Origin of the sequence: Pedobacter deserti (assembly GCF_024436415.1) — a bacterium.
GTDB classification, from domain to species: domain Bacteria; phylum Bacteroidota; class Bacteroidia; order Sphingobacteriales; family Sphingobacteriaceae; genus Pedobacter; species Pedobacter faecalis.
Genome location: NZ_JAFMZQ010000001.1, coordinates 1,056,393 through 1,076,787, shown reverse-complemented (window position 1 = coordinate 1,076,787; position 20,395 = coordinate 1,056,393). Strand labels below are relative to the sequence as shown.

The 20,395-nt window shown below is 46.4% G+C and carries 12 protein-coding genes; 6 read left to right on the top strand and 6 right to left on the bottom strand.

The annotated features are described in order from the left end of the window. Positions 1-36 precede the first annotated feature (36 nt). The 5 genes from J3P40_RS04955 to J3P40_RS04935 all read right to left on the bottom strand — a co-directional run bounded on the left by J3P40_RS04955 (position 37) and on the right by J3P40_RS04935 (position 10,034). The gene (locus J3P40_RS04955) at positions 37-1,467 is read right to left on the bottom strand and encodes a RagB/SusD family nutrient uptake outer membrane protein (protein ID WP_256003470.1); all 1,431 of its coding nucleotides are present in this window, start codon (positions 1,465-1,467) and stop codon (positions 37-39) included. 8 nt (positions 1,468-1,475) lie between these two features. Beyond that, positions 1,476-4,874, bottom strand: coding sequence for a SusC/RagA family TonB-linked outer membrane protein (locus tag J3P40_RS04950; protein ID WP_256003469.1), 3,399 nt, complete (start codon positions 4,872-4,874; stop codon positions 1,476-1,478). Positions 4,875-5,108: 234 nt separating this feature from the next. Then, positions 5,109-6,239, bottom strand: a complete 1,131-nt coding sequence (locus J3P40_RS04945; protein ID WP_256003468.1) for a FecR family protein — start codon at positions 6,237-6,239, stop codon at positions 5,109-5,111. A 75-nt stretch (positions 6,240-6,314) separates the two neighbouring features. Further along, complete coding sequence (locus J3P40_RS04940) at positions 6,315-8,840, bottom strand: GAF domain-containing protein (protein ID WP_256003467.1); 2,526 nt, start codon at positions 8,838-8,840, stop codon at positions 6,315-6,317. Between the two features lie 198 nt (positions 8,841-9,038). Next, entirely contained in the window at positions 9,039-10,034 is a 996-nt protein-coding gene (locus J3P40_RS04935) for a TlpA family protein disulfide reductase (protein WP_256003466.1), read from the bottom strand. Positions 10,035-10,333: 299 nt separating this feature from the next. On the opposite strand from J3P40_RS04935, the gene J3P40_RS04930 reads away from it, so the two are divergent. The 5 genes from J3P40_RS04930 (at position 10,334) to J3P40_RS04910 (ending at position 12,988) form a co-directional block, all read left to right on the top strand. Continuing rightward, complete coding sequence (locus J3P40_RS04930) at positions 10,334-10,690, top strand: PD-(D/E)XK nuclease family transposase (RefSeq protein WP_256003464.1); 357 nt, start codon at positions 10,334-10,336, stop codon at positions 10,688-10,690. A 56-nt stretch (positions 10,691-10,746) separates the two neighbouring features. Further along, positions 10,747-11,052: a hypothetical protein gene (locus J3P40_RS04925; RefSeq protein WP_256007053.1), complete on the top strand. Its 306-nt coding sequence runs from the start codon at positions 10,747-10,749 to the stop codon at positions 11,050-11,052. A gap of 192 nt (positions 11,053-11,244) precedes the next feature. Continuing rightward, positions 11,245-12,198: an erythromycin esterase family protein gene (locus J3P40_RS04920; RefSeq protein WP_256003462.1), complete on the top strand. Its 954-nt coding sequence runs from the start codon at positions 11,245-11,247 to the stop codon at positions 12,196-12,198. Positions 12,199-12,319: 121 nt separating this feature from the next. Next, the gene (locus tag J3P40_RS04915; protein ID WP_256003460.1) at positions 12,320-12,559 is read left to right on the top strand and encodes a hypothetical protein; all 240 of its coding nucleotides are present in this window, start codon (positions 12,320-12,322) and stop codon (positions 12,557-12,559) included. A 72-nt stretch (positions 12,560-12,631) separates the two neighbouring features. Continuing rightward, a complete protein-coding gene (locus J3P40_RS04910; protein ID WP_256003458.1) occupies positions 12,632-12,988 on the top strand; it encodes a nuclear transport factor 2 family protein in 357 nt (118 codons plus the stop codon). Between the two features lie 2 nt (positions 12,989-12,990). Here J3P40_RS04910 and J3P40_RS04905 read toward each other — a convergent pair whose 3' ends face one another. Continuing rightward, a complete protein-coding gene (locus tag J3P40_RS04905; RefSeq protein ID WP_256003456.1) occupies positions 12,991-16,179 on the bottom strand; it encodes a glycoside hydrolase family 2 TIM barrel-domain containing protein in 3,189 nt (1,062 codons plus the stop codon). Positions 16,180-16,277: 98 nt separating this feature from the next. Between J3P40_RS04905 and J3P40_RS04900 the strand changes: the two genes are divergently transcribed. Next, the gene (locus J3P40_RS04900; protein WP_256003454.1) at positions 16,278-20,363 is read left to right on the top strand and encodes a hybrid sensor histidine kinase/response regulator transcription factor; all 4,086 of its coding nucleotides are present in this window, start codon (positions 16,278-16,280) and stop codon (positions 20,361-20,363) included. Positions 20,364-20,395 lie beyond the last annotated feature (32 nt).

Below are 20,395 nucleotides of genomic sequence, written 5' to 3'. Positions count from 1 at the left end.
ACACTTCTGCATTCAGGCCTAAATATTTAACAAATGTTACTGTTCGGTATATCCTGGATTTTGGTGTCCTCTCAAACTCGGATTGTTTAACAATTCATTTGCTGGTATTGGTAGTAATTTATCCGTTGATTGCCAGTTATTACCTTTTATCAGTGAAAGTACCTCATCTGCCCTGCCAGTTCGTTTCAGGTCAAACCAACGGTGGCCCCATTCAGAAAATAGCTCCAGTTGCCTTTCCTTTTCGATCGAAAGTAAAAGTTCTTCTTGATTAAGAGAACTGTACAGCGGAACACCAGCACGTTTCCTGATCACATTCAAATCGCCAATCGCTTCGGTAAGATTATTTAGATGAGCCCTGGCCTCCGACCTAATTAAATATTGCTCTGCTAACCGAAATATCATTGTATACTCAGTAGTTACGCTACCAACATCGGTAACTCCTTGCTTATATTTAAATGGATAGTAAAAGATCTCAGACCCAATTGAAACACCATTCAGCCAATTTATTCGTCTTTTATCACCGATAGTTAATATGCTCATCAAATTATCGCTCAAAATAACGGTTGGCATGACACTGGAAGAGGGAGGTATAAAGAAGGCACCATCTCCTGAATTATCACCGATTGAAATATCACCTTCAATTTGCCAAATAGCCTCTTTACTATTCATTAAAAATACTTCATTAGGTAAATCCAAAATCGAATAGTTAGAATTCTCAATAACTTTAGTTGCCTCAATTTCCGCTTTCTCCCATTGTTTATTGTACAAGTATACCCTCGCTAAAAGCGATGTAACTACTGCTTTATTCGCTGTGACGCGCTCATTTGTAACAGTAATGAGATCCGGCTTCAGGTAATCAGCACTTACCAAGTTTTGCGCTTCTGTTAAATCTCTTATAATTTGATCATATACATCATTAATAGAACTTCTGGGAAGTACCATATTAATTTTATAATCAGTTGAAATAACTAGGGGAACATCACCATAAAGATTAGCAAGATAAAAATAGATAAACGCCCGAAGAAATTTAGCTTGCCCAATTAATTCATTTTTTGAAATATCGGGTATTCCATGTGAGCTTTGCACCCCCTCTATTACAGCGTTGACACGAAAGATCAGATCATAGCAACTGCTCCAATAATTAAGTCCACTTAGGTTAGAAGACAAAGAATTGGAAAACAGAGCCTGCAAATATAAATTATCCTCATTATGAAGGAAAAATTCATCTGCTGTAAGCCCATTTATAACCGACGGACTACTTGTCCCCGTTGCTATTTTACTTCTTATTTGATAGTAGATATTAGAAAGGGCAGCCGATGCTCCACCACTATTACTAAACACTGCTTCTGCAGTCGTTTTATCAATTGGAAGTTCTACTTCCACTAGCTTTTTACATCCTGTATCTAACAATATGCCAACGCAGATCATCAGAATTGCTAATAAAGTTTTATGAGATTTAGTTTTCATGATCGTTATTATAAAGTAAGCTGGATGCCCGCAGTTATGGTTCTAAGTGGCGGCAATATATATGGATTCTGCGTTTCAGGATCAGTTCCCTTGTAATTCGTCCAGGTATAAAGATTTTGTGCTTGGGCAAAAAACCTTAGGTTCTTTAAATGCAATTCTTGTTTTGCAAATCTAGTCAGATTGTATGATAGAGAAACTGTCTTCAGACGAACGAATGAAGCATCCACCCAGCTAATGTCACTTTGATCTCTAACTGCGTTATATGCATTAGTTACACTAATTGCGGAAACTGGACTTGTTCCTCCGGCAAAAAAACGCTGAAAGCGATTTTTATCACCTGAAGTCCTCCAACGGTCCATCACTTCTATTGGTTGATTGAAAGCCAATCCTGGTGGTTGCTGGAATTGAAACAAGTAATTTTTCCCATGTTGTTTAACGAACTGAAGGAAAACATTCAAAGAAAAGTTTTTATAGATAAATGCATTATTGAATCCACCAGAAAATAGTGGTTGAATTCGTATTTCCTTTCTGGCAGCATCTTCTGGTAAAAAAGTTGGACTACCATCCTTTCCCAAAAATTGATATTGCCCTGTAACAGGATCTACCCCATTAAACACAACAGCAGAAGTAAATCCGTAAAAAGGTTTGCCTACACCAACATCTGTCCTGCCACCTTCAAAATCTGCAAGTCTTTTATTCCTAAGAAAACCGATATTCAACGAGGACTCCCATGAAAAGTTAGTTTTTGTAACATTAGAAGAATTGATTAAAAACTCCCAGCCCATTGTTTGAATCAATGCTGGTTGATTTACTCGCAAACTTCCTGGCCCTGCCATATCAGGTAATGAATATGTTCCCAATAAATTAGAAGAGCGGTTCCTGAAATACGAACCTGAAAGGTTTAGTCGATCAGCAAAAAAACTCAGATCTATCCCGAATTCCATTTTTTTCACATTTTCCCAGCCGAAATTAGAATTTGAAAGCCCTGATGAGCTTAACAGTTTAATCCCTCTATAGCTTTCAATACCAACCACAGGAGTATATAATTCAAAAAATTGGTAATCTCCTATACCATCATTTCCAGATGTACCATAGCTAAATTTCATCTTACCAAAGCTTAGGAAAGGAGCGAGATATTTAACTAAATTTTCTTGGGTAAATATCCATGCTGATCCTACGGACCAAAAATTTCCAAACTGCCGACCAGGACCAAACCTGCTGCTTCCGTCCCTTCTTGCGCTTACATTGACGAGGTATTTATCGTTTAAGTTGTAATTTAGACGGGCAAATACCGCATTGTATTTGTATTCAGATAAAGTATTACCTATTAATTGGTATCCGGTAGCTTGACTTAAACTTTGCATGACAGCGTCACTATTGAAACCATATCCCTGAATTTGGTCAGTGGATGCTTTTTGGCTTTGTAGGGATCCTCCTAACAAAGCTTCAAACAAACCTATCCTAATCTTCTTATTGTATGTTAATTGTGGTTCTACGCTCCAGCTCTCGCTACTACTATCCATAAAACTGGCCATGCGCAAAAAGGAGCCGTAACTACTTGCAACTGCAGGATCAGTTGAAGCTAAGTTATTTACAATAATAAATGACCTTCCGGCTAGTTTATTATAGCCCATCGCGGTCTTTATGAATAATCCGGGAATAATTTCATAACTCAGAGCGGCGTTGCTGATCAAATTATTAACTTTTTGAGAATTGGGCCGCTCTAATAACGAAAATGGATTCAACCAGGTGCCCTCTCCTCCGGGAGAATAGGTATTAGCCCCCCAGTTTAAATCTCCATTGGTCAGATACAGATTAGGAGCATTGGGCGACAAAGACATAGCATAGCGAGTAAGATCTTCTTGCAATAAGCTGTTTTTATTGAACGTATAGCTCGCACTAAACATCGACCTAAATTTTTGATTTGTTGATGCTCCCATCACACTTAAATTTGCAGTGCCTTTTTGGTCGTAACTTTCTCCCGGGAATACATAGGCTTCATTATGATATGTACCGCCTAACCTATATTGCATATTATTGGTCCCGCCTGACACATTACCCTGTATATCAGTATACGTTGCTGTATTTCCTATCAAAACCTTTTGCCAGTCAGTATATTGTTTCTGATCCCAGACCAACAAATCGGGATACACTCCAGCATAGACTGAAGGATCATCCAAACGAGATATCCTATTAGCATTTTTTAATCCTTCCCTTCTCATCTCAATATATTGCTCGGTATTCAATAGGTTAAGCTTCTTAGCGACATCTTGCCAGCCGGTATTCAAGATGACATCAACCGACGTCTCCCCTGCCTTTCCCTTTTTTGTGTTGATCAGAATTACACCTTTACTCCCTCTCGAGCCATAAATAGATGTGGCATCAGCATCTTTTAATACGGATATACTTTCAATTTCATTTGGATTGACAAAACTAAAGGCTGACATTTTCCCAGCATCAGTTCCACTGCCGCCTCCAGCAATTGATCCGAGCCCTGCAATATTATTTGCCTGCGGAACTCCATCAATAACGATCAATGGTTCATTGCCACCACCTTCATCTCTAAGAGAATACTCCCCTCGGATTTTAATATTCACCGGCGCCCCTGGCAGTCCATTTGACGTTATTACCTCCACGCCTGCAACCCTCCCTTGTAAAGCTAAAAGAGGATTATTAATATTTTGCTGGGAAATCTCCTTGGAGGTTATCATTGCTACGTTTCCTGTGCTAAGTCTTCTTGTTGTTGTGCCATATGTTTGTACCAGAACTTCGTCGAGTTGCGATGTGCTTTGTTGTAGGATTACATAGTTAAACTCCTTACTTGCTGACTGTTCTTTCGTAATATAGCCTAGATAGGAGATTACCAGTATGGCGCCTTCTTCTACGTTTTTCATGTAGAAGTCTCCGTTGGCTGCGGTAGATGTAGAGCCTTTCCCGTTCTTGATGCTTACGGTTGCTCCGGGGAGGCCGTTGCCTAGAGAGTCCACCACTTTACCTCGAACGTCAATCGCTTGAAATCGGGCGATGATCCGGTCTATGACGGATTCTTCTTTGGGTTTGAGGCTGATGTTTTTGTCGTCGAGGCTGTATTCCAGGTTCTGGCTGTTGCTGATGACGTCGAGGACTTTGTTTAGTTCGGTGTTCCTGAAGTTGACGTCGAGTCTGGCTTCTTTGTTTACTTTGTTTTCGGCGTATACCACGTAATAGCCAGTTTGTTTCCTGATCTCGCTGAAGATCTGTTCTAGCGTTGCGCCTTTTTTGCTGTAGGTGATTTTCTGGGCAAATCCGGCGGCGCTTACCTGCATCAGGCAGGCGGTCATTATGATGATAATGAGTTTCATAATGAGTAATATTTTGGGCGGCAGCCATGCTTGTGACAGCCGCAAGTTAAAAGCAGTTTTTTTCATACTTTTACTTTGGGTTTAAGTTTAATCGATAAATGGTTCGCACAATTGTTTTTGGGTTTGCTTAGGCCCGCCCGCCGGGTGGTGTTCCCGCACCATTCGGCTTCTTGTTCCTAATACCCCTTTCTGCTTCTGCTAACTTCGCTGTCGTAAATGTCTTTTCATGTTCTTTTGGTTAGTTTGGTTTATATTCTGTTTATGGTTTGATTCTGTATTTGTTGTTTAACTTTATCTGGCTTATTCTTTAACAAGTATGGTTTTTCCTTTAATTTCAAAGCGCACAGCGCCGGTGTTTTCCAGGGTTTTGAGCATACGGCTCACATTGTCGTTTCTGGATACAGCACCTCCTATCGGTACCTTCTTCAGGCTTTCTTTTTCATAGCTTACGCTTACATTATACCACCTGGCTATCTGCCGCATCACTTCCTCCAGCGGGGTATTGTTGTAGGCAAAGCTTCCGTTCTTCCAGGCTACCGCCTCCTCGGTATTCACCTCCGCTACGCGCAGGTTTTGGTTTGGGGTTAGCATGGCCTGCTGGCCGGGTTTCAGGGTTGCGGTCGTGGCCGCCGTTACACGTACACTACCTTCGAGAAGGGTGGTCTTTATATTCACTTCATCGGCATAGCCGTTAATATTGAAATGGGTACCCAATACCTCTACCCTTTGAGCTATTCTATCATCCAATTTTTTGACGTTTACTACAAAGGGTTGCTTTTTGTTCCTAAAAACTTCAAAGTAGGCTTCGCCACTTAATCGAACTTCCCGCGCGACTAACCCATCGAAGGAGCCGGGAAATTCGATTTTCGAAGCAGCGTTAAGCCATACCTTCGTTCCATCCGGTAAGGTTATCTGGTATGTTTGTCCGGGGGCTGTACTGGCGGTCAACGAAGCGGTCTCGTTTTGTACGATCTTCGCGCCATCGCTATATTCGATATCCTCTCCAATCACCACACCTTCTTTGGCCTCGCTTAGTGCAATCGTCTTCCCATTCGCCAGGGTAATCGTTGCGCCAAAGGTTCCGGGTTTGATGTCCGAGGCATAATTATGCTCGGTGTTATTGCTGGTCTTGCTTGTATTTCTGTAATTAAAAAACCACAACCCGAATATTATGGCCGCTACCGCAGCTGCCGATACTGCAATGCGCGGCCACAATCGGGTTATACGAGGTTCTTTATTTGAATGCAGATAACTTTCATTCAAACGCATCAGGATCGCTTCTTTCCGCGCCTGCAATTGCTCATCACTAATGCTGCTGCGCTCCTCTTCCGGAAGGCTCAGGTACCAGCCATCAAGCATCGCCTCATCCTCGGGGCTCAGCCTCCCCTGGCGAAATCTATTGATCAGTTCCTGTGCTTTCTTTGTATCCATAGTGTTCAGGGAATATTAATTTTCTCCCCTTATACCTACACTACAGTTCAGACCGCCCTTGGTAGTAGATTTATTTTAAATTTTTTTTTGAGCGGGTTGTGGGATAATTATTTCTACGGTCGTACCGGTGCCTGGTGTCGAATCCACCCTGACTTCTCCGTTCAGCAGTTTTATCTTACTTCGTATCGAAGCCAGACCAATACCTGGTTTGTTTGTTTTGGTGTCGGTCATTCCCTGGCCATTGTCTCTTACAACGATCGTAACTTGCTTGCGGTCTATATGAATGCTGACATCGCACACTGTTGCCCTGGCATGTTTCACAACGTTTGTCATCAGCTCCTGCGTGGTACGGTAGATGGCAAGTTCCAGGTATTTGGCCATGCGCGGACAAACGCCTGTAACCTGGCAATGGAAAGTGGTGTCACCGCTTAATTGGAAACAGATGTCATCTATGGCGCTTTTTAGCCCAAACTGTTCCAATGTGGTCGGCATCAGTTCGTGGGAGATCCGCCGCGTCTCAACAATGGCTTCTGTAAGCAGTTTGCTTAGGTAAGCTTTGTTTTCTTTAAAATCCTCGGGCAGCATATCCGGACGGAAGGCCGTCAAATTGATCTTGATCCCGTACAAAATCTGGGCAATGCCGTTGTGCAGGCTCTCGGAGATCCTGTACCTTTCTTCCTCGAGCGTACTCAGCGAGACCCTGAAAATTTCCAGCTGCTGTTCTGCCTCCATCTTGCGGATTTTTGCCTCAGACTCCCGCACTGTTCTGAAACGCTCGTTTTCTGCTTCCTTGCGGGAGCTGATGTTTACGGTATTCGTTGCAACCCCGTCATTCAGCTTTACGACCGATTGGTGAAACCAGCCGTTGAATTGCTCATGCACATAATGTTTTTCATACTGCTTTGGTATACCTGTTTCGGTCACTTCCACAAAAGCATCAAAAATGCCCTCGTCTTTTACACCGGGATTGTAGGTTAACAAACTTTTCCCGATCACATCACCATACACCTCCGCTGCAGCATTGTTATTCAAGATCCAGATGAAATCAATGATCTGCCCGTTTTGATCACGCACCGCCTCAAACACCTGGATCATTTCCTGGTTGCTGTCCAGCGTAGCCTGCAACAGCTTACGGCTGGCTTGTAATTCCTGGGTTCTTTCCTGTACTTCTGCCTCCAGCTGTAAGCGGTATTGCCGTTCGGTTTCCTGCAGCGCCGCCTCTGCCTGTTTTCGTGCACTGATGTCGATGGCAAACTCCACGATAGTCCCGTCGCCCAGGTCGCGGGCGGCGATGAGCATCCACACCCGCCGGCCATCTTTATGCAGGTACTCTTTTTCAGAGGGCGGGATGCTCCCGGTATTTTCGAGCTGTTGCACCAGCGAAGCACAGGATTCCAGCCATTCGGGCGGGGTCATCATTTGCCAGGTGAGTGCTCCTCCGTCGATATCCTCCCTGGTCCAGCCCAGGGTCTGACGGAAGGTTTCATTGGCATCGACCACCTTTCCGGTTTGATTAAAGAACAGCACCGACACTGCGCCGGTATCAATGATCTTGCGCGTACGTGCCTCGCTTTCCCGCAAAGCAGCTTCTGTCCGGGCACGTTTCACCGATTGCCAGAGCCGCTCGGCAACTTCTCCCAGCAGTTCACGCTCGCTTTCCAGCCAGTGCCGCGGAGTAGTATTTACCGCAGCAAGTGCCCATACAACTTTTTCCGGTCCCCTGCGTAAAGCCACAACTAAAAGCGCTCTCAGGTCTAAACCGGCCAATAATGCCTGTTCAGTTTCGGAAAAGCGTGAGTCAACCCGCACGTCCGGAATAAACATAGACTCGGTGGCCAGTTGCCGCATGGTTTCGGGGAAATCTGTAAGCTGGAAAACTTCCGGCATCGGCATCAGATCAGGCCGATGGTATTGCGGCGCTACCGTCGAATGTCCGTTCTCCTCAAACACTTCGCTGATCCAGCAGCGGTCAAGCCCGAGATATTCGCTAAGCATTTTAACGGTTTGCTCCTTAATAGAAACCTCGCTGGATAACGTACGCAACATATCCGAATATTCCAGTAAAAAGGCTTGCTGTTCCTCGCGCCGCTTGCGTTCGGTAATCTTATCAACGATTTCTGCAGCAGCCCACATCCTTTCCGCCACGGTTTCAACGAGTGCAACCTCGTTGTTGGTCCAGGTTCGCGGGGTGTTAACTGCAGCGGCAATCGACCATAGTACGTTCTTTTCGCCTTTTCGGACACTCGCGCAGATAAAAGCCTGCAGATTCACTGCGCGAAGGGAGTTTCTGTTTAGATCAGAAAGCCTGACATCGCTGTCGATATCATTGAACACAATGGTTTGGTCTTCGATCTGTCGCACGGTTTCTGGAAAATCCGACATCCGGACTTCGCCCAGTATAGATACGAGGCTTTCATTTCGGTATTCCGCCCGTACCACAGCCCGGTCATCAGCAGGATACAACACGAACACATAAGCCCGGTCCAGTTTCAGGAACTCAGCGAGCATCCGCAGGCCGGTCTCTTCAATTTCCGCTTCGCCCGGCAAGCTGCGTAACGAATCAGAAAATGCCAACAGAAACTCCTGGTGTTGCTGTTTCATTTGGTCAGTGTCGTTCTCGGATGGTCCTGTCATAGGCGAATTTCAGATATTTCTAAAACCCTCCGCGGGGCAATATTGTTTCCAACCGCTGAAATATCAATGCTTAATATATGCTTCGTTACGGAAACGTCCCCTTCAACAACGCCCCCATGCCTCTCTTTGAAGCACACTTTGGGGGGCTTCTTCGTTTATAGAGTTTTACAAATTGTCTAGAATATCTTTTTCTGTGGGTTTACTAAAGTTATAAACACCCAATATCTTGCGATCCCCGTCCAACATAAGCGAAAATGGAATATAATTGATATAATTATTTTTTACCGGCTCAGTCTGCCAGGCTTTTAAGTCAGAAACATTGATCCAGCTCCCTATTTGATCTTCTTTAATGGCGCTAAGCCAGTCTTCAGTGTTATTATCCAAAGATACGCTCACAATCTCCAGGCCTTTGTCTGCATATTTTTTGTAAAGTTCAACCAGTTTAGGGTGACCGGCACGGCATGGTGCGCACCATTTCGCCCAGAAATCCAAAACAATAATCTTTTTGCTCTTTAAAGAGGAAAGTTTAAAATCCTTGCCGTCTGTTGTCTTAAGTGCAAAGTCATCAAAGGTCGCACCGATTGCCAGGCGCTCTGATCGTTTGATATCATTTTGTACGTTCTGAATAAGTTCGTTTTGTTGCATTTCGGGGCTGAGGAGAGCGATATATTTTTTGGTAGCGTCCAAGCCAACAAAACTGCGGGAACTGAGAACAACTGCGGGAAGGAATTTGGAGTTGGGATAGTTTTTAAACAGACTGTCAGCGTAGGCCTCTGCTATTTTCCGCTGGGCCTCACCTCCCTTAATTGATGCGTCGATGAGAAAGTTTTTATCGACCGCTTCACTAAAGCGACCAAAAACACTGGCATCAGGCGGACCGTTCTTCACTACGATCTTCAATTGAGTGGACGTATGCCCTTGGGGTTTTTCTTCCTGGCAGCTAAGAAGATAATCGCCTGGCTCCAGCCATAACAAGCTTAAGCTTGAGCTGTCGAGGTGTAACGCTTCTAGTTTCGGCTCCGTTACCTCACCGGCCAGTTCGAAAGATCCGTCCTCTTGTATCGGAGCACTTAATCTCCCCATTTGGATCGTCTTGCTACCCGATATACGGTTGACATTACCTCTTATTTTGAAGGTTTGCTGTGCTTGTAACACGTTCATTTGTAAAAAAACACAAACGATTAGTACGGATGTCTTTAAGATACTGGTCATTTTTAACGGTTTAGAGAACTTTTAATATGATTTATATGAATTTAAGTATCACTTGGTTAGCCACAGATTAAAGGTAGCGAACAAAAGAAAATCTCCGCGTTAATTAACACTCTTTAACACAGTGCTCCCTACACACTGAAAGCCTTCGTGATGTCGATAGACTAACACGTCATTGCACTAAACTTAACCGGTTATAATTTGTATGATTTCTTGAAAAGCAATTAAACTTGCATTTAAAGAAAACAATCATGGAGAAGCACACCAAATACATTAACCCATTCGTCGACTTTGCATTCAAGCGTATTTTCGGTACTGAGCCAAATAAGGATTTGCTCATGGGTTTCCTAAATGCCATTTTCAATGGCCGTAAAACTATTGTCGACCTGATGTACAGTAAAACGGAATACCTTGGCGACAACACCGAGGAAGCTAAGACACTCTTCGACCTGCTTTGCACCGGCGAGAATGGCGAAAAATTCCTGATCGAAGTGCAGCACAGCAGTCCGGTTAACTTTAAAAAACGAAGTATATATTATACCTCGAGGCTGATCAGCGAACAGGCACCTAAAGGCGAAATGCGTCAATGGAAGTATAACATTTTGTAAAGTCCGAAGCCGAATGTAACGGAGAGCTCGACAAATGGTTATTCAATCTCAAACACCTGGAGGAAATGGATCATCTCCCACCCCACTTGAGAAAAACCATCTTTGAAAAGCTCTATAAGGTGGCCGAATACGCTAAGCTAACTAAGGAGGAACAGAAAATGTACGATCAGGACTTAAAACGCAAATGGGACAATGCCGCTGTACTCGCTCAGGCTGAAGAAACCGGCGAAGCTCGGGGCGAAGCCAGAGGTATGCGAAAAAAAGCAGAAGAACTGGCCAGGGTATTCAAGAAAAAAGGTATTGCGCTGGATTTGATTGCTGAAGGCACAGGTCTTTCAATTCAGGAGATCGAAAAGTTATAATCAGGTTCCAAAAGTTACATCCGGCACCTTAATTTATCTCAGCAACCTCCCCCATGCCTCTCTTTGAAGCACACTTTGGGGGCTTCACCGTTATGGAGTTTATTAAACCCAAGGGATAGTGTCCCCCCGGGCAGCCGAACGTATGGAAATATTCAGCTTCTCGCATCCATACATAAAAATCAACACAAACTGATGCCAAAAATCATTATCGCAGGTATTCTCCTGCTTTTTATAAATTTCAATGCCATCGCCCAGGTCGATACCCTTAAATGGATCGATAAAAATGCTCAGGTTTTAAATTCGGATGGTCGACTTGGTGAATCTGACTTAACATTTTTAAAAAAGGACCTGAAAGGCAAGACTATCGTCGGACTCGGCGAGGGGTCACATGGAACTCACGAATTTTATGCAATTAAACGCCGCATAATCAACTACCTTATTAAGCAATGTGGGTTCAGATCCGTTGCGTTTGAAGCTCCCGATTCCATAATGAGGAGCATAAACACATTTGTTCAGAATGGCCGGGGCGATCTTAAGCAAGCTATGCTGGGAATGGGATTATACCGTACCGAAGAAATTCATGAATTGTTCTTAAATATCCGAGATTATAACCAGCATCAGGATTCGGGAAAACAAGTAACGCTAACAGGGTTTGACAGAAGGGAGTATTGGCCGGACCCTTTCTCCCGAGATAGCTTTATGGCTAAAAATGTGATAGATATAGTCAAGGATAACGATATGAAAGTGATTCTCTGGGCGCACAATGTTCATATCATGAAGGACACGACGGCCGAGTACCTACCCATGGGCGGACATTTACAGAAGCATTTTGGTGACCGGTATTTCGCGCTTGCACTGGATACTTACCAGGGATCGGTAAGCGTGCTTGATCAGCACAGAAATTTTGAGTCACATCAGTTCCAAACCAATGAAAATACATTATCGGGCCTGATGTCCAAAGCAAACTCCGGCCGGTTTTACCTGAAATTTAATGAAAAAACCGACCCTTTCCATGTCGGCACAAGCTTGATCACCAATATATACTCGAATTGGGGAACTCAAAAAACCCTCCCTATCCGTCCGGGAAAGGATTTCGATGCCATTCTTTTCATTAGGCAAACCACACATTCGATTGAACTGAAATAAGCAATTTCATGAAACATTGGCGGTATCCACGCGGAATATGTCATTGTATGCACTTAACCGGTTATTATTTGTCTGTTTCGTTAAAGGTAACTAAACTTGTCATTCAATATCTATATACGTAGTGGAATATGCTAAGCTAACTAAGGAGGAACAGAAAATGTACGATCAGGACTTAAAACGCAAATGGGACAATGCCGCTGTACTCGCTCAGGCTGAAGAAACCGGCGAAGCCAGAGGTATCGCAAAGGGAAGACACGAGGCGAAACTTGAAAGCGCTCGGTCATTAAAGGCACAGAAGATACCCATGGATGTCATTGCAGAAGCGACCGGCCTTTCGATTCAGGAGATCGAAAAGTTATAGTAGGTCTACTGATGTGAAAACTTGTCCCTCATTGATTTGTTATTTTGATACAATCATTGAGCGTACTGTAATATGAATAGCACAGCAGATCATAAAAATACATTGGAATTAGCAAATGCCGCAGCTTCCCGGGGCGACTATGAAGCTTTTTTAAGCTATTGCACAGACGACACCAAATGGGATTTCGTTGGTGAGCAGGTGCTCCAAGGCAAAGAGGCGGTCCGGCAGTATATGGCGGAAACATATCTCGAGCCGCCACAGTTTGACGTGGAACACATGGTTGCTGAAGGAGATATGCTCACTGCCATCGGCAAAATCAGCCTGAAGGACAAACAAGGCAAGACAACAAACTACGCCTACTGCGATGTCTGGACCTTCAGAGCTGGAAAAATGCATGAACTGCAAGCCTTCGTGGTGTCCGGAGACTAGGCCTAAAACAACTCAATCTGGTAGCTGAACCTGGTTGGCTTGGCATAAACCAGGTAAGGCTCCAGTGGTCTCGGACCGCATCCGTAGGAGCCGACCCCGAGTGTCTTGTGACTCACGCATAATACCGTTCCCTTGCTCTGCGGAAGGTCTATCTTGTATTCCACAGGCTCCAGTTCTTCATCGCTGTAGGGCAACGCGGAAACCTGCATGAGCGAGTCAACCCGCTTCACGGCAATGCCGCTGCCTTTGTGCGACGTTAGCTTCGCCCAGCGCACATCTTCGTGGTTACCGCATTCCATCGGCTTTTCATAAGGAGTCAATTGCTGCATTACGCTGCTGCTGTATTTCCCGACATCAAACCCGCTTTTTCGGTCTGCATAGTTTTCCATCGGGCCTCTCCCAAAGAAATCGAAACGGTCCAGCGATTTGTCCAGGAACATGCGGACACCAATTCTTGCCAGGATCAGCTTGGGGTCGCTAAAGCTGACGTCGTTTACAGACTTGATCACGCCCTCCCCGCTTATGGTATAGGTCACTTTATGCTGGACCGTAAAATTCTGTTTTCCCGTTCCTGTCAGACTTACCTTGATTTCCACAGTACCAGATGCAAGCTGCGTGCTGCTGACTTCATTGGTTACCCAGCTCAGGTTCTTCAAACCGTTCCGCTCCCAGTCCGGATAGGCCCACATATCGTCTATCTGGTGCGGCGCCCGCCATAAATGCAGGGCCGGACCGCCGTTCTCGCGGATCAGGTTTTCGCCCGACTGCATCATTTTGGTGAAAGTGCCTTTGACTTTGTCAAAATCAAGACTGAACTTGTCGCCGCTCACCTGTACGAGATCCTTGGTCTCGGTCAGTGTAAGCTTATCGCCCTGAGCACGCTCAATCTGTGCTGCCAAAATACCCTCCAGTTTCAACTGCTGCCAGGCCACTTCATAGCCTTTCGGTGCCCAGGGCAGGTCTTTGTTCAGACTAAAGGAGATTCTGACAAAATATTCTACGCCTGGCTTAGGGTTAAATGCAAAGGGTATCGTAACGTCTTTTTCTGTGCCTGGAGCTATCGTACCAACGTCGAGCTGGCCTTTCGACAAAGGCATGCCGTCAGCTGTAAGCTCCCAGGTCGCGTTCAAATGATCCAGGTTAAGAAACTGGTACCGGTTCTTGATGCTGACGATGCCTTTCTGAAGATCTTTGGCGCGGATGCTGATCCACTGGTAAGCATGTTTTAACTCAGGAAAATGCGGTTTCGGGGAGCGGTCTGAGAAAACAACGCCTTTGTGGATATAGTAGCGGTCGTTCGGGAATTCTCCGAATCCCCCACCAAATGCGGTGATCGGATGCTCCGGGTTACGGTTATTGTATATGCCCTGATCCTGCCATTCCCAGATAGCGCCGCCAAGAAGCTGCGGATACTTATCAAACATCTCATTATAAAGGTCAACCGACCCCATGGAATTAAACATGGCATGGGCGTACTCGCATAGATAGAAAGGCTTAGTAAGTGTAGTATCCAGCGCATGTTTTACCATAGGGGCAATCTGCGTATACATCCGGCTGTCTATATCTGCGGGGTTTTTAGCGCCGAGCCCGAATCCCTCGTAATGGGTCGGACGGTCGGGGTCAATCGCTTTAATGGCGGCCAGCGCAGCCCTGAAATTGGATCCGCCTTCACCGTTCTCGTTGCCGAGCGACCAGATCAGGACGGATGGATGATTTTTGAAATTTTCTACGTTAGCCACATTCCGGTCGATGATGGCTGCTTTGATCGTAGGCTCTTCGTTAAATTGGTTCTGCACGTCATGGCATTCTACATTGGCTTCGGCAACGAGATAAATGCCGTATTCGTCACAGAGCTCATACCACCTCGGATCGTCCGAGTAATGGCTGGTGCGCACATGGTTGCTGTTGGTCTGCTTGATCAGGATGATGTCTTCGATCATCTGCTTTTCGGTAACGGCGTGACCGTTATCGGGATAGTTCTCATGCCGGTTTACGCCTTTCAGCTTTATCGGTACGCCGTTGACCAGGAACAAGCGTCCTTTGATTTCGATTTCCCGGAAGCCGGTGCGCGACGACAAGGTTTCCTCGGTGCGCTTGCCATCGGTCAGCGTAAGTACTGTGGTATACAGGTTAGGGGTTTCGGCGGTCCATTTTTTAGGGTTTTTCACGGGGAAACTCAGCTCAACGTTAACCTCCTCACCTGGTCCCAAGGCTGGAACGGCTTTTTTGGCCCTGGCACCTGCTACTGCGGCATTCCCGTTGTACAGGGCGACATTCAGCACCCGGGCATTGATACGTTTGCTGCTGTAGTTTTTTACTTTGGCGCTAACCTTCACGGTCGCATCCCGGTACTGCTGGTCTAGATCTGTTTTAACGAAATAATCCCTGATATGCATTTGGGGTGCACTCCAGAGCCTTACACCTCTGAAGATCCCGCTTAAACGCCACATGTCCTGGTTTTCCAGATAGCTCCCGCTGGTGAAGCGGTAGACCTCCACGGCCAGGACGTTCTTGCCGGGTTTTACATATTTCGTCAGATCAAACTCAGCGGCATTCCGGCTGTTCACGCTATAACCGACCTTCTTTCCATTTACCCAGAGAAAGAAACCGGCATCCACACCGTCAAAAGTAATGAAGGTGCGACGGCCGGCCCAGTCAGAAGGCAGTTGGAAGTCGCGGCGGTAGCTGCCTACGGGGTTTCGCTCCCGGAAGTTGGTATACTTCTCCGGCGGCGTGCTCATCACCCGGGGGAAGTCCTTTTTAAAGATATATGTAAAATTGCTGTAATTAGGGGTACCGTATCCTTCAACCTGGAAATTCGAGGGTACCCTGATGTCTTTCCAGCGGGAAACATCATAAGCCGGATCATAAAAACGAACCGGACGCTTCTGGGGCCAGTCTACCCAGTTGAACTTCCATATGCCATTCAGACTGCGGGTAAACGTGGAAGCTTCCCGTCTTCCCTTGAGCGCTTCCTTCAGCGATCCGTAAGGCATCAACGCAGCATGGCTCAGCTCCTTATTGATCCCGATAACCTCCGGGTCCTCAATTTCCTTTGGCACGCCTGCGGTGTCCCGGGCCGACAAAAATTTCCCTGCGTCTGCCTGACCAAAACCTGATAAGGGAGACACTACGTTGAAAAAGCAACTGCAGATACTTAAGACAAGTAAGCGTTTGAATGATCTGTTCATGCTTACAAAGGTCTGTATCAGCAGCATCGTTAGTCCTGCCAGACATGCATTTTTCTTGACAATATGTACTTTTCAATACCTGGAATTCCTGTTGGGCTATGAAATTCCTACCTTCATCTTCAGAATCCATGAACTGTTTCAAGAAATACGCTTTACTGTTAATTTTTATTGGATGCATTGTTCATGTTGATGCGCTGGGACAATCTTTCCCCTTTAAATTCAGTTATTTAACGGTCGACGAGGGATTATCACATACCGATGCGAACGACATTACCCAGGATCGCCGTGGTTATATCTGGGTGGCGACCAACTTCGGGCTCGACAGGTACGATGGCTATACCATCAAAAAGTATTATAACCAAAACGTTCCTTTAAACAATTCCTTCAAAAACCGGATCACCTGCCTGTTCCCCGACAATGATGGCACGATATGGCTTGGCACCGAGGGCGGCGTACAGCGTTTCGACCCGGTGCAGGAAAAATACACGGACTATCACCTGAAAAATGCTGCACCCGGTCCGCGGCTCTGGAAAATAGGGAAAGCTACCGGGAATGTGATTTACGGGCTTACGGATGGCCGGTTTAAAGCCTACCGCGCTGAAAATGGCGCACTCCGGGAAATACCCCTGAACGCTCCCAAAGGAATCACTTTTACGCATTTCGCCAGGGCGCCGGGCAACCGGCTATACTTGTCGGGTAGCAAGGGGCTGTGGGTGGCCGACCAGAACATGAAGTTTCGCAAAGTGGTTGTTGGCGGTCTGCCAACGGAAAATCTGTCCCGGGTGTATGTCGACCGCGCCAATAACCTGATCCTGTCTGGAGCAAACCAACTATTCAGGCTGAAAAAGAACGCATCAGGGGTCGCAGATAGCTTCGTCAGGCAGCAGGAATTTACCATGCCTCAGGATGCTCCTGCATACGATATTCAGCAAAGCGCCAATGGCGATTACTGGATCAATACCGGAGCGCAGCTGCTGCGGCTCGACCCTGATTTGAACCTGGTTCAGACGGTAAATAACCACCAAGCCTACAGCCTCAACTCGAACGCACTGAACGGGATGTTTATCGACCGCTCGGAGTGCCTCTGGGTTTGCACCTTTGGCGGGGGCGTCAATTATTGCGACCTGAACCAGAAATTATTCTACACCCTGCAGCATCATCCGGGCTCCGGCAACACCTTGTCGGGCAACCACATCCGTTCCGTACTGGAAGACAAACAGGATCTCTGGGTGGGTACCACGGCCAACGGGTTGAACCTTTATAACCTCACGACGCACCAGTTTAACCATTACAACACCTACAATTCACCTGTTCGCCTGAAACACGATGAGGTGGCCGCGCTGGCCCTCGATGATGAACGGAACTTATGGATCGGGACCGGCGCGGGCATCGATATTTTAAAACCAGACAGAAAAAGCCTGTGGAAACCTCTTGGTTACGAGCATTTCCCGAATTTTAAGATCGAAACGCTGACCAAAGATATGTTCGGCAACATTTGGTTTGGCAATCATACCGACCGCTTTGGGGTGATCTGGAAGGACAAAGCAAACCGCTGGCATGTCAGGTACTACGATGAGGGCTATTTTATTTTTGCGGAGCAGAACCGGCCGCAATTGTTTGTCTCCAGCACAAAGGGGCTGAGGCGCATGGTCATCGACAAGGAGGGGAACATCCTCCGCAGCTACCATTATTCGGCCTCCTCAAAACCGAATGCCCTGAGTTCAGACTATACCTATCCTATTGCCCGGCAAAACGACAGCACTTACTGGATTGGCACGATCGGCGGGGGATTAAACCGGCTCGCCATCCAAAAAAACAACGCTTACACCATAAAGGCTTTTGCGGACCGCTACGGAATTTTCAAAGATGTGGAGAGCCTGGAGATCGACGACATGGGCAACGTCTGGATGGGCGGAAACGGCTTGCTGTGTTTCAATCCATCCTCGCAACAGCTAACGCGGTACGAGCGGAACGACGGTCTGCAGGGAAACAGTTTCAAGGTCGGCGCATCGAATAAAGGTTCGGGGGGCCGACTATATTTCGGCGGCATCAACGGGCTGAATTATTTCTATCCGCAGCAGATCAAAACCAATAAGATCCCGGCTACACCCGTGCTTACCGGCATTTTGATCAACAATGAAAAACCACGCTACGGATCAGCCTCCGAGATAGCGCTCGGGTATCGCCAGAATAACTTTGTGATCTTCTTTTCTGCCATGCACTTCGCTAACCCCTTGAAATGCCTGTATCGTTATAAGCTCGAGGGCTTCGACGCAACATGGAAATATACCGACGGGACCAACCCAAGTGCTTCCTACAGCAATCTGCCCTATAAAACCTACCGGTTTGTGGTGCAGGCCTCTAACAACGACGGGCTCTGGAGCAGCGCAACGGCGGAAAGCCGGATCACGGTCAGTCCGCCCTGGTGGAACTCGAACCTGGCCAGGGCTTTTTACGGACTGCTCCTTGCATCGGGCTTAATCGGAATATATGTGTATCAGGCACGCTGGTACAGGCTCAAACGGGAGGTGGCAGTCCGTGAGCTGAATGAAAAGCTTTATCAGCAGCAGCTCACCTTTTTCACCAATATCTCCCATGAGTTCCGGACGCCTTTGTCCCTCATTATCGGCCCCCTCGAAGGCCTAATCAGCCGGAATACCAACCCGGCTGTACAGCAGTCTTACGAACTGATGCTCCGGAATGCCCGTCGCCTGATCAACCTGGTTGCCGAACTGATGAATTTCAGGAAGGCGTCCGACAGCTTGCTTAAGCTGCGCGTGCAGAGAGTGTCCGTCATAGATTTTTACAAAAACGTAGCCGAAGAATTTCAGCCCCTTGCGGTCAACAAAATGCTGCGTTTCACCTTAGCGGACCGGGATGCAGCGCTAAGGGCCGGCCAGCCGGACGGCTATTTTGATCTCCAAATCGTCGAGAAAATCCTCTACAACCTTTTGAACAATGCCTTCAAATATTCCGGTGCAGGCGGAAGTGTATCCTTTGAAATCCTGGATGACATCGGCCAGTTCAAGCCCTCCTTCGCTACGGGCTTCAGTTTGCGGAACGATTACCGGGGGAAGCGCTATGTGTACTTTAAGATCAGGGATGAGGGCATAGGGATCTCAGCGGAGTCCATAGATAAGATTTTCGACCGCTATTACCGGGTGAGCAACGACCATCTGGGTTCCGGCATCGGTTTGGCCCTGGTTAAAAGCCTCACCCACCTGCATAAGGGGGATCTGCACATTTACAGTGAACGCCACAAAGGCACAGAGATCCTCGTAGGAATCCCAATTGATGAAGAAGACTATAATGAATCTGAAAAAGCGGGCAACGAAAATGATCCGGGGATGTATCTGGAAGCGACTGGGGCTTCCGACCAGGAGGCAGTTCCTGGCGCACCCAGTGAGCCTGCTGTAATTCCGGGCAATAAACGGATCTTGCTGGTGGAAGATAACGATGAACTCCGGGGTTTCCTTAAGCAAACGCTCGGAGCCTATTACCAGGTATACGAAGCCGAAAATGGCCGTGCTGCCTTCGATATAGCTTTAGAGGTTAAGGTTGATCTGGTGATCAGCGATGTTATGATGCCCGAAATGGACGGCATTGAGTTATGCCGGCTGATGAAGGACACTTTTGAAACCAGCCATATCCCCTTTCTCATCCTTTCGGCCAGGGATGCATTGGATACGAAAATAGCGGGGATGGCCTCGGGTGCCGACTACTACTTCGAGAAGCCTTTGAACATGGAATTGTTGCTGCTAACACTGCAAAACCTGTTTGCGAAGGGAGAAAGATTGAGGGAAAAATATATTGAAAATTATCTCTCACAGGCAACCGAACTTGTCTCCTCCGAGAAAGACATCAGCTTCCTCAATAAAGTGCTTACTGTTATTGAAGAGAACATCCAGGAGCCCAACCTTGATGTGGAGTTTTTGTGCGAACACTTATACATCAGCCGGACGAAGCTGTACAACAAGATCAAAGATATCACCGGCCAGTCCGTCGCAGAATTTGTCAGGACCTACCGATTGAAAAAAGCCGTCGAGATGATGACCCACGAAGATGTCAGTATGGCGCAGGTAGCCGACCGCATCGGCATGCAAAGCAGCACAAACTTTTCACGGGCATTTAAAAAAGCCTATGGAAAACCCCCGCTGCAATTCATACAGGATTTAAGGAAGTGACACTTTCTATACTTGACAATGCTTAATATTAT

What these genes read in the sequence shown, in the direction of transcription:
- J3P40_RS04955 (WP_256003470.1), bottom strand. Translation starts at nt 1,467, where the DNA reads ATGAAAACTAAATCTCATAAAACTTTATTAGCAATTCTGATGATCTGC.
- J3P40_RS04950 (WP_256003469.1), bottom strand. Translation starts at nt 4,874, where the DNA reads ATGAAAAAAACTGCTTTTAACTTGCGGCTGTCACAAGCATGGCTGCCG.
- J3P40_RS04945 (WP_256003468.1), bottom strand. Translation starts at nt 6,239, where the DNA reads ATGGATACAAAGAAAGCACAGGAACTGATCAATAGATTTCGCCAGGGG.
- J3P40_RS04940 (WP_256003467.1), bottom strand. Translation starts at nt 8,840, where the DNA reads ATGAAACAGCAACACCAGGAGTTTCTGTTGGCATTTTCTGATTCGTTA.
- J3P40_RS04935 (WP_256003466.1), bottom strand. Translation starts at nt 10,034, where the DNA reads ATGAACGTGTTACAAGCACAGCAAACCTTCAAAATAAGAGGTAATGTC.
- J3P40_RS04930 (WP_256003464.1), top strand. Translation starts at nt 10,334, where the DNA reads ATGGAGAAGCACACCAAATACATTAACCCATTCGTCGACTTTGCATTC.
- J3P40_RS04920 (WP_256003462.1), top strand. Translation starts at nt 11,245, where the DNA reads ATGCCAAAAATCATTATCGCAGGTATTCTCCTGCTTTTTATAAATTTC.
- J3P40_RS04910 (WP_256003458.1), top strand. Translation starts at nt 12,632, where the DNA reads ATGAATAGCACAGCAGATCATAAAAATACATTGGAATTAGCAAATGCC.
- J3P40_RS04905 (WP_256003456.1), bottom strand. Translation starts at nt 16,179, where the DNA reads ATGAACAGATCATTCAAACGCTTACTTGTCTTAAGTATCTGCAGTTGC.
- J3P40_RS04900 (WP_256003454.1), top strand. Translation starts at nt 16,278, where the DNA reads ATGAAATTCCTACCTTCATCTTCAGAATCCATGAACTGTTTCAAGAAA.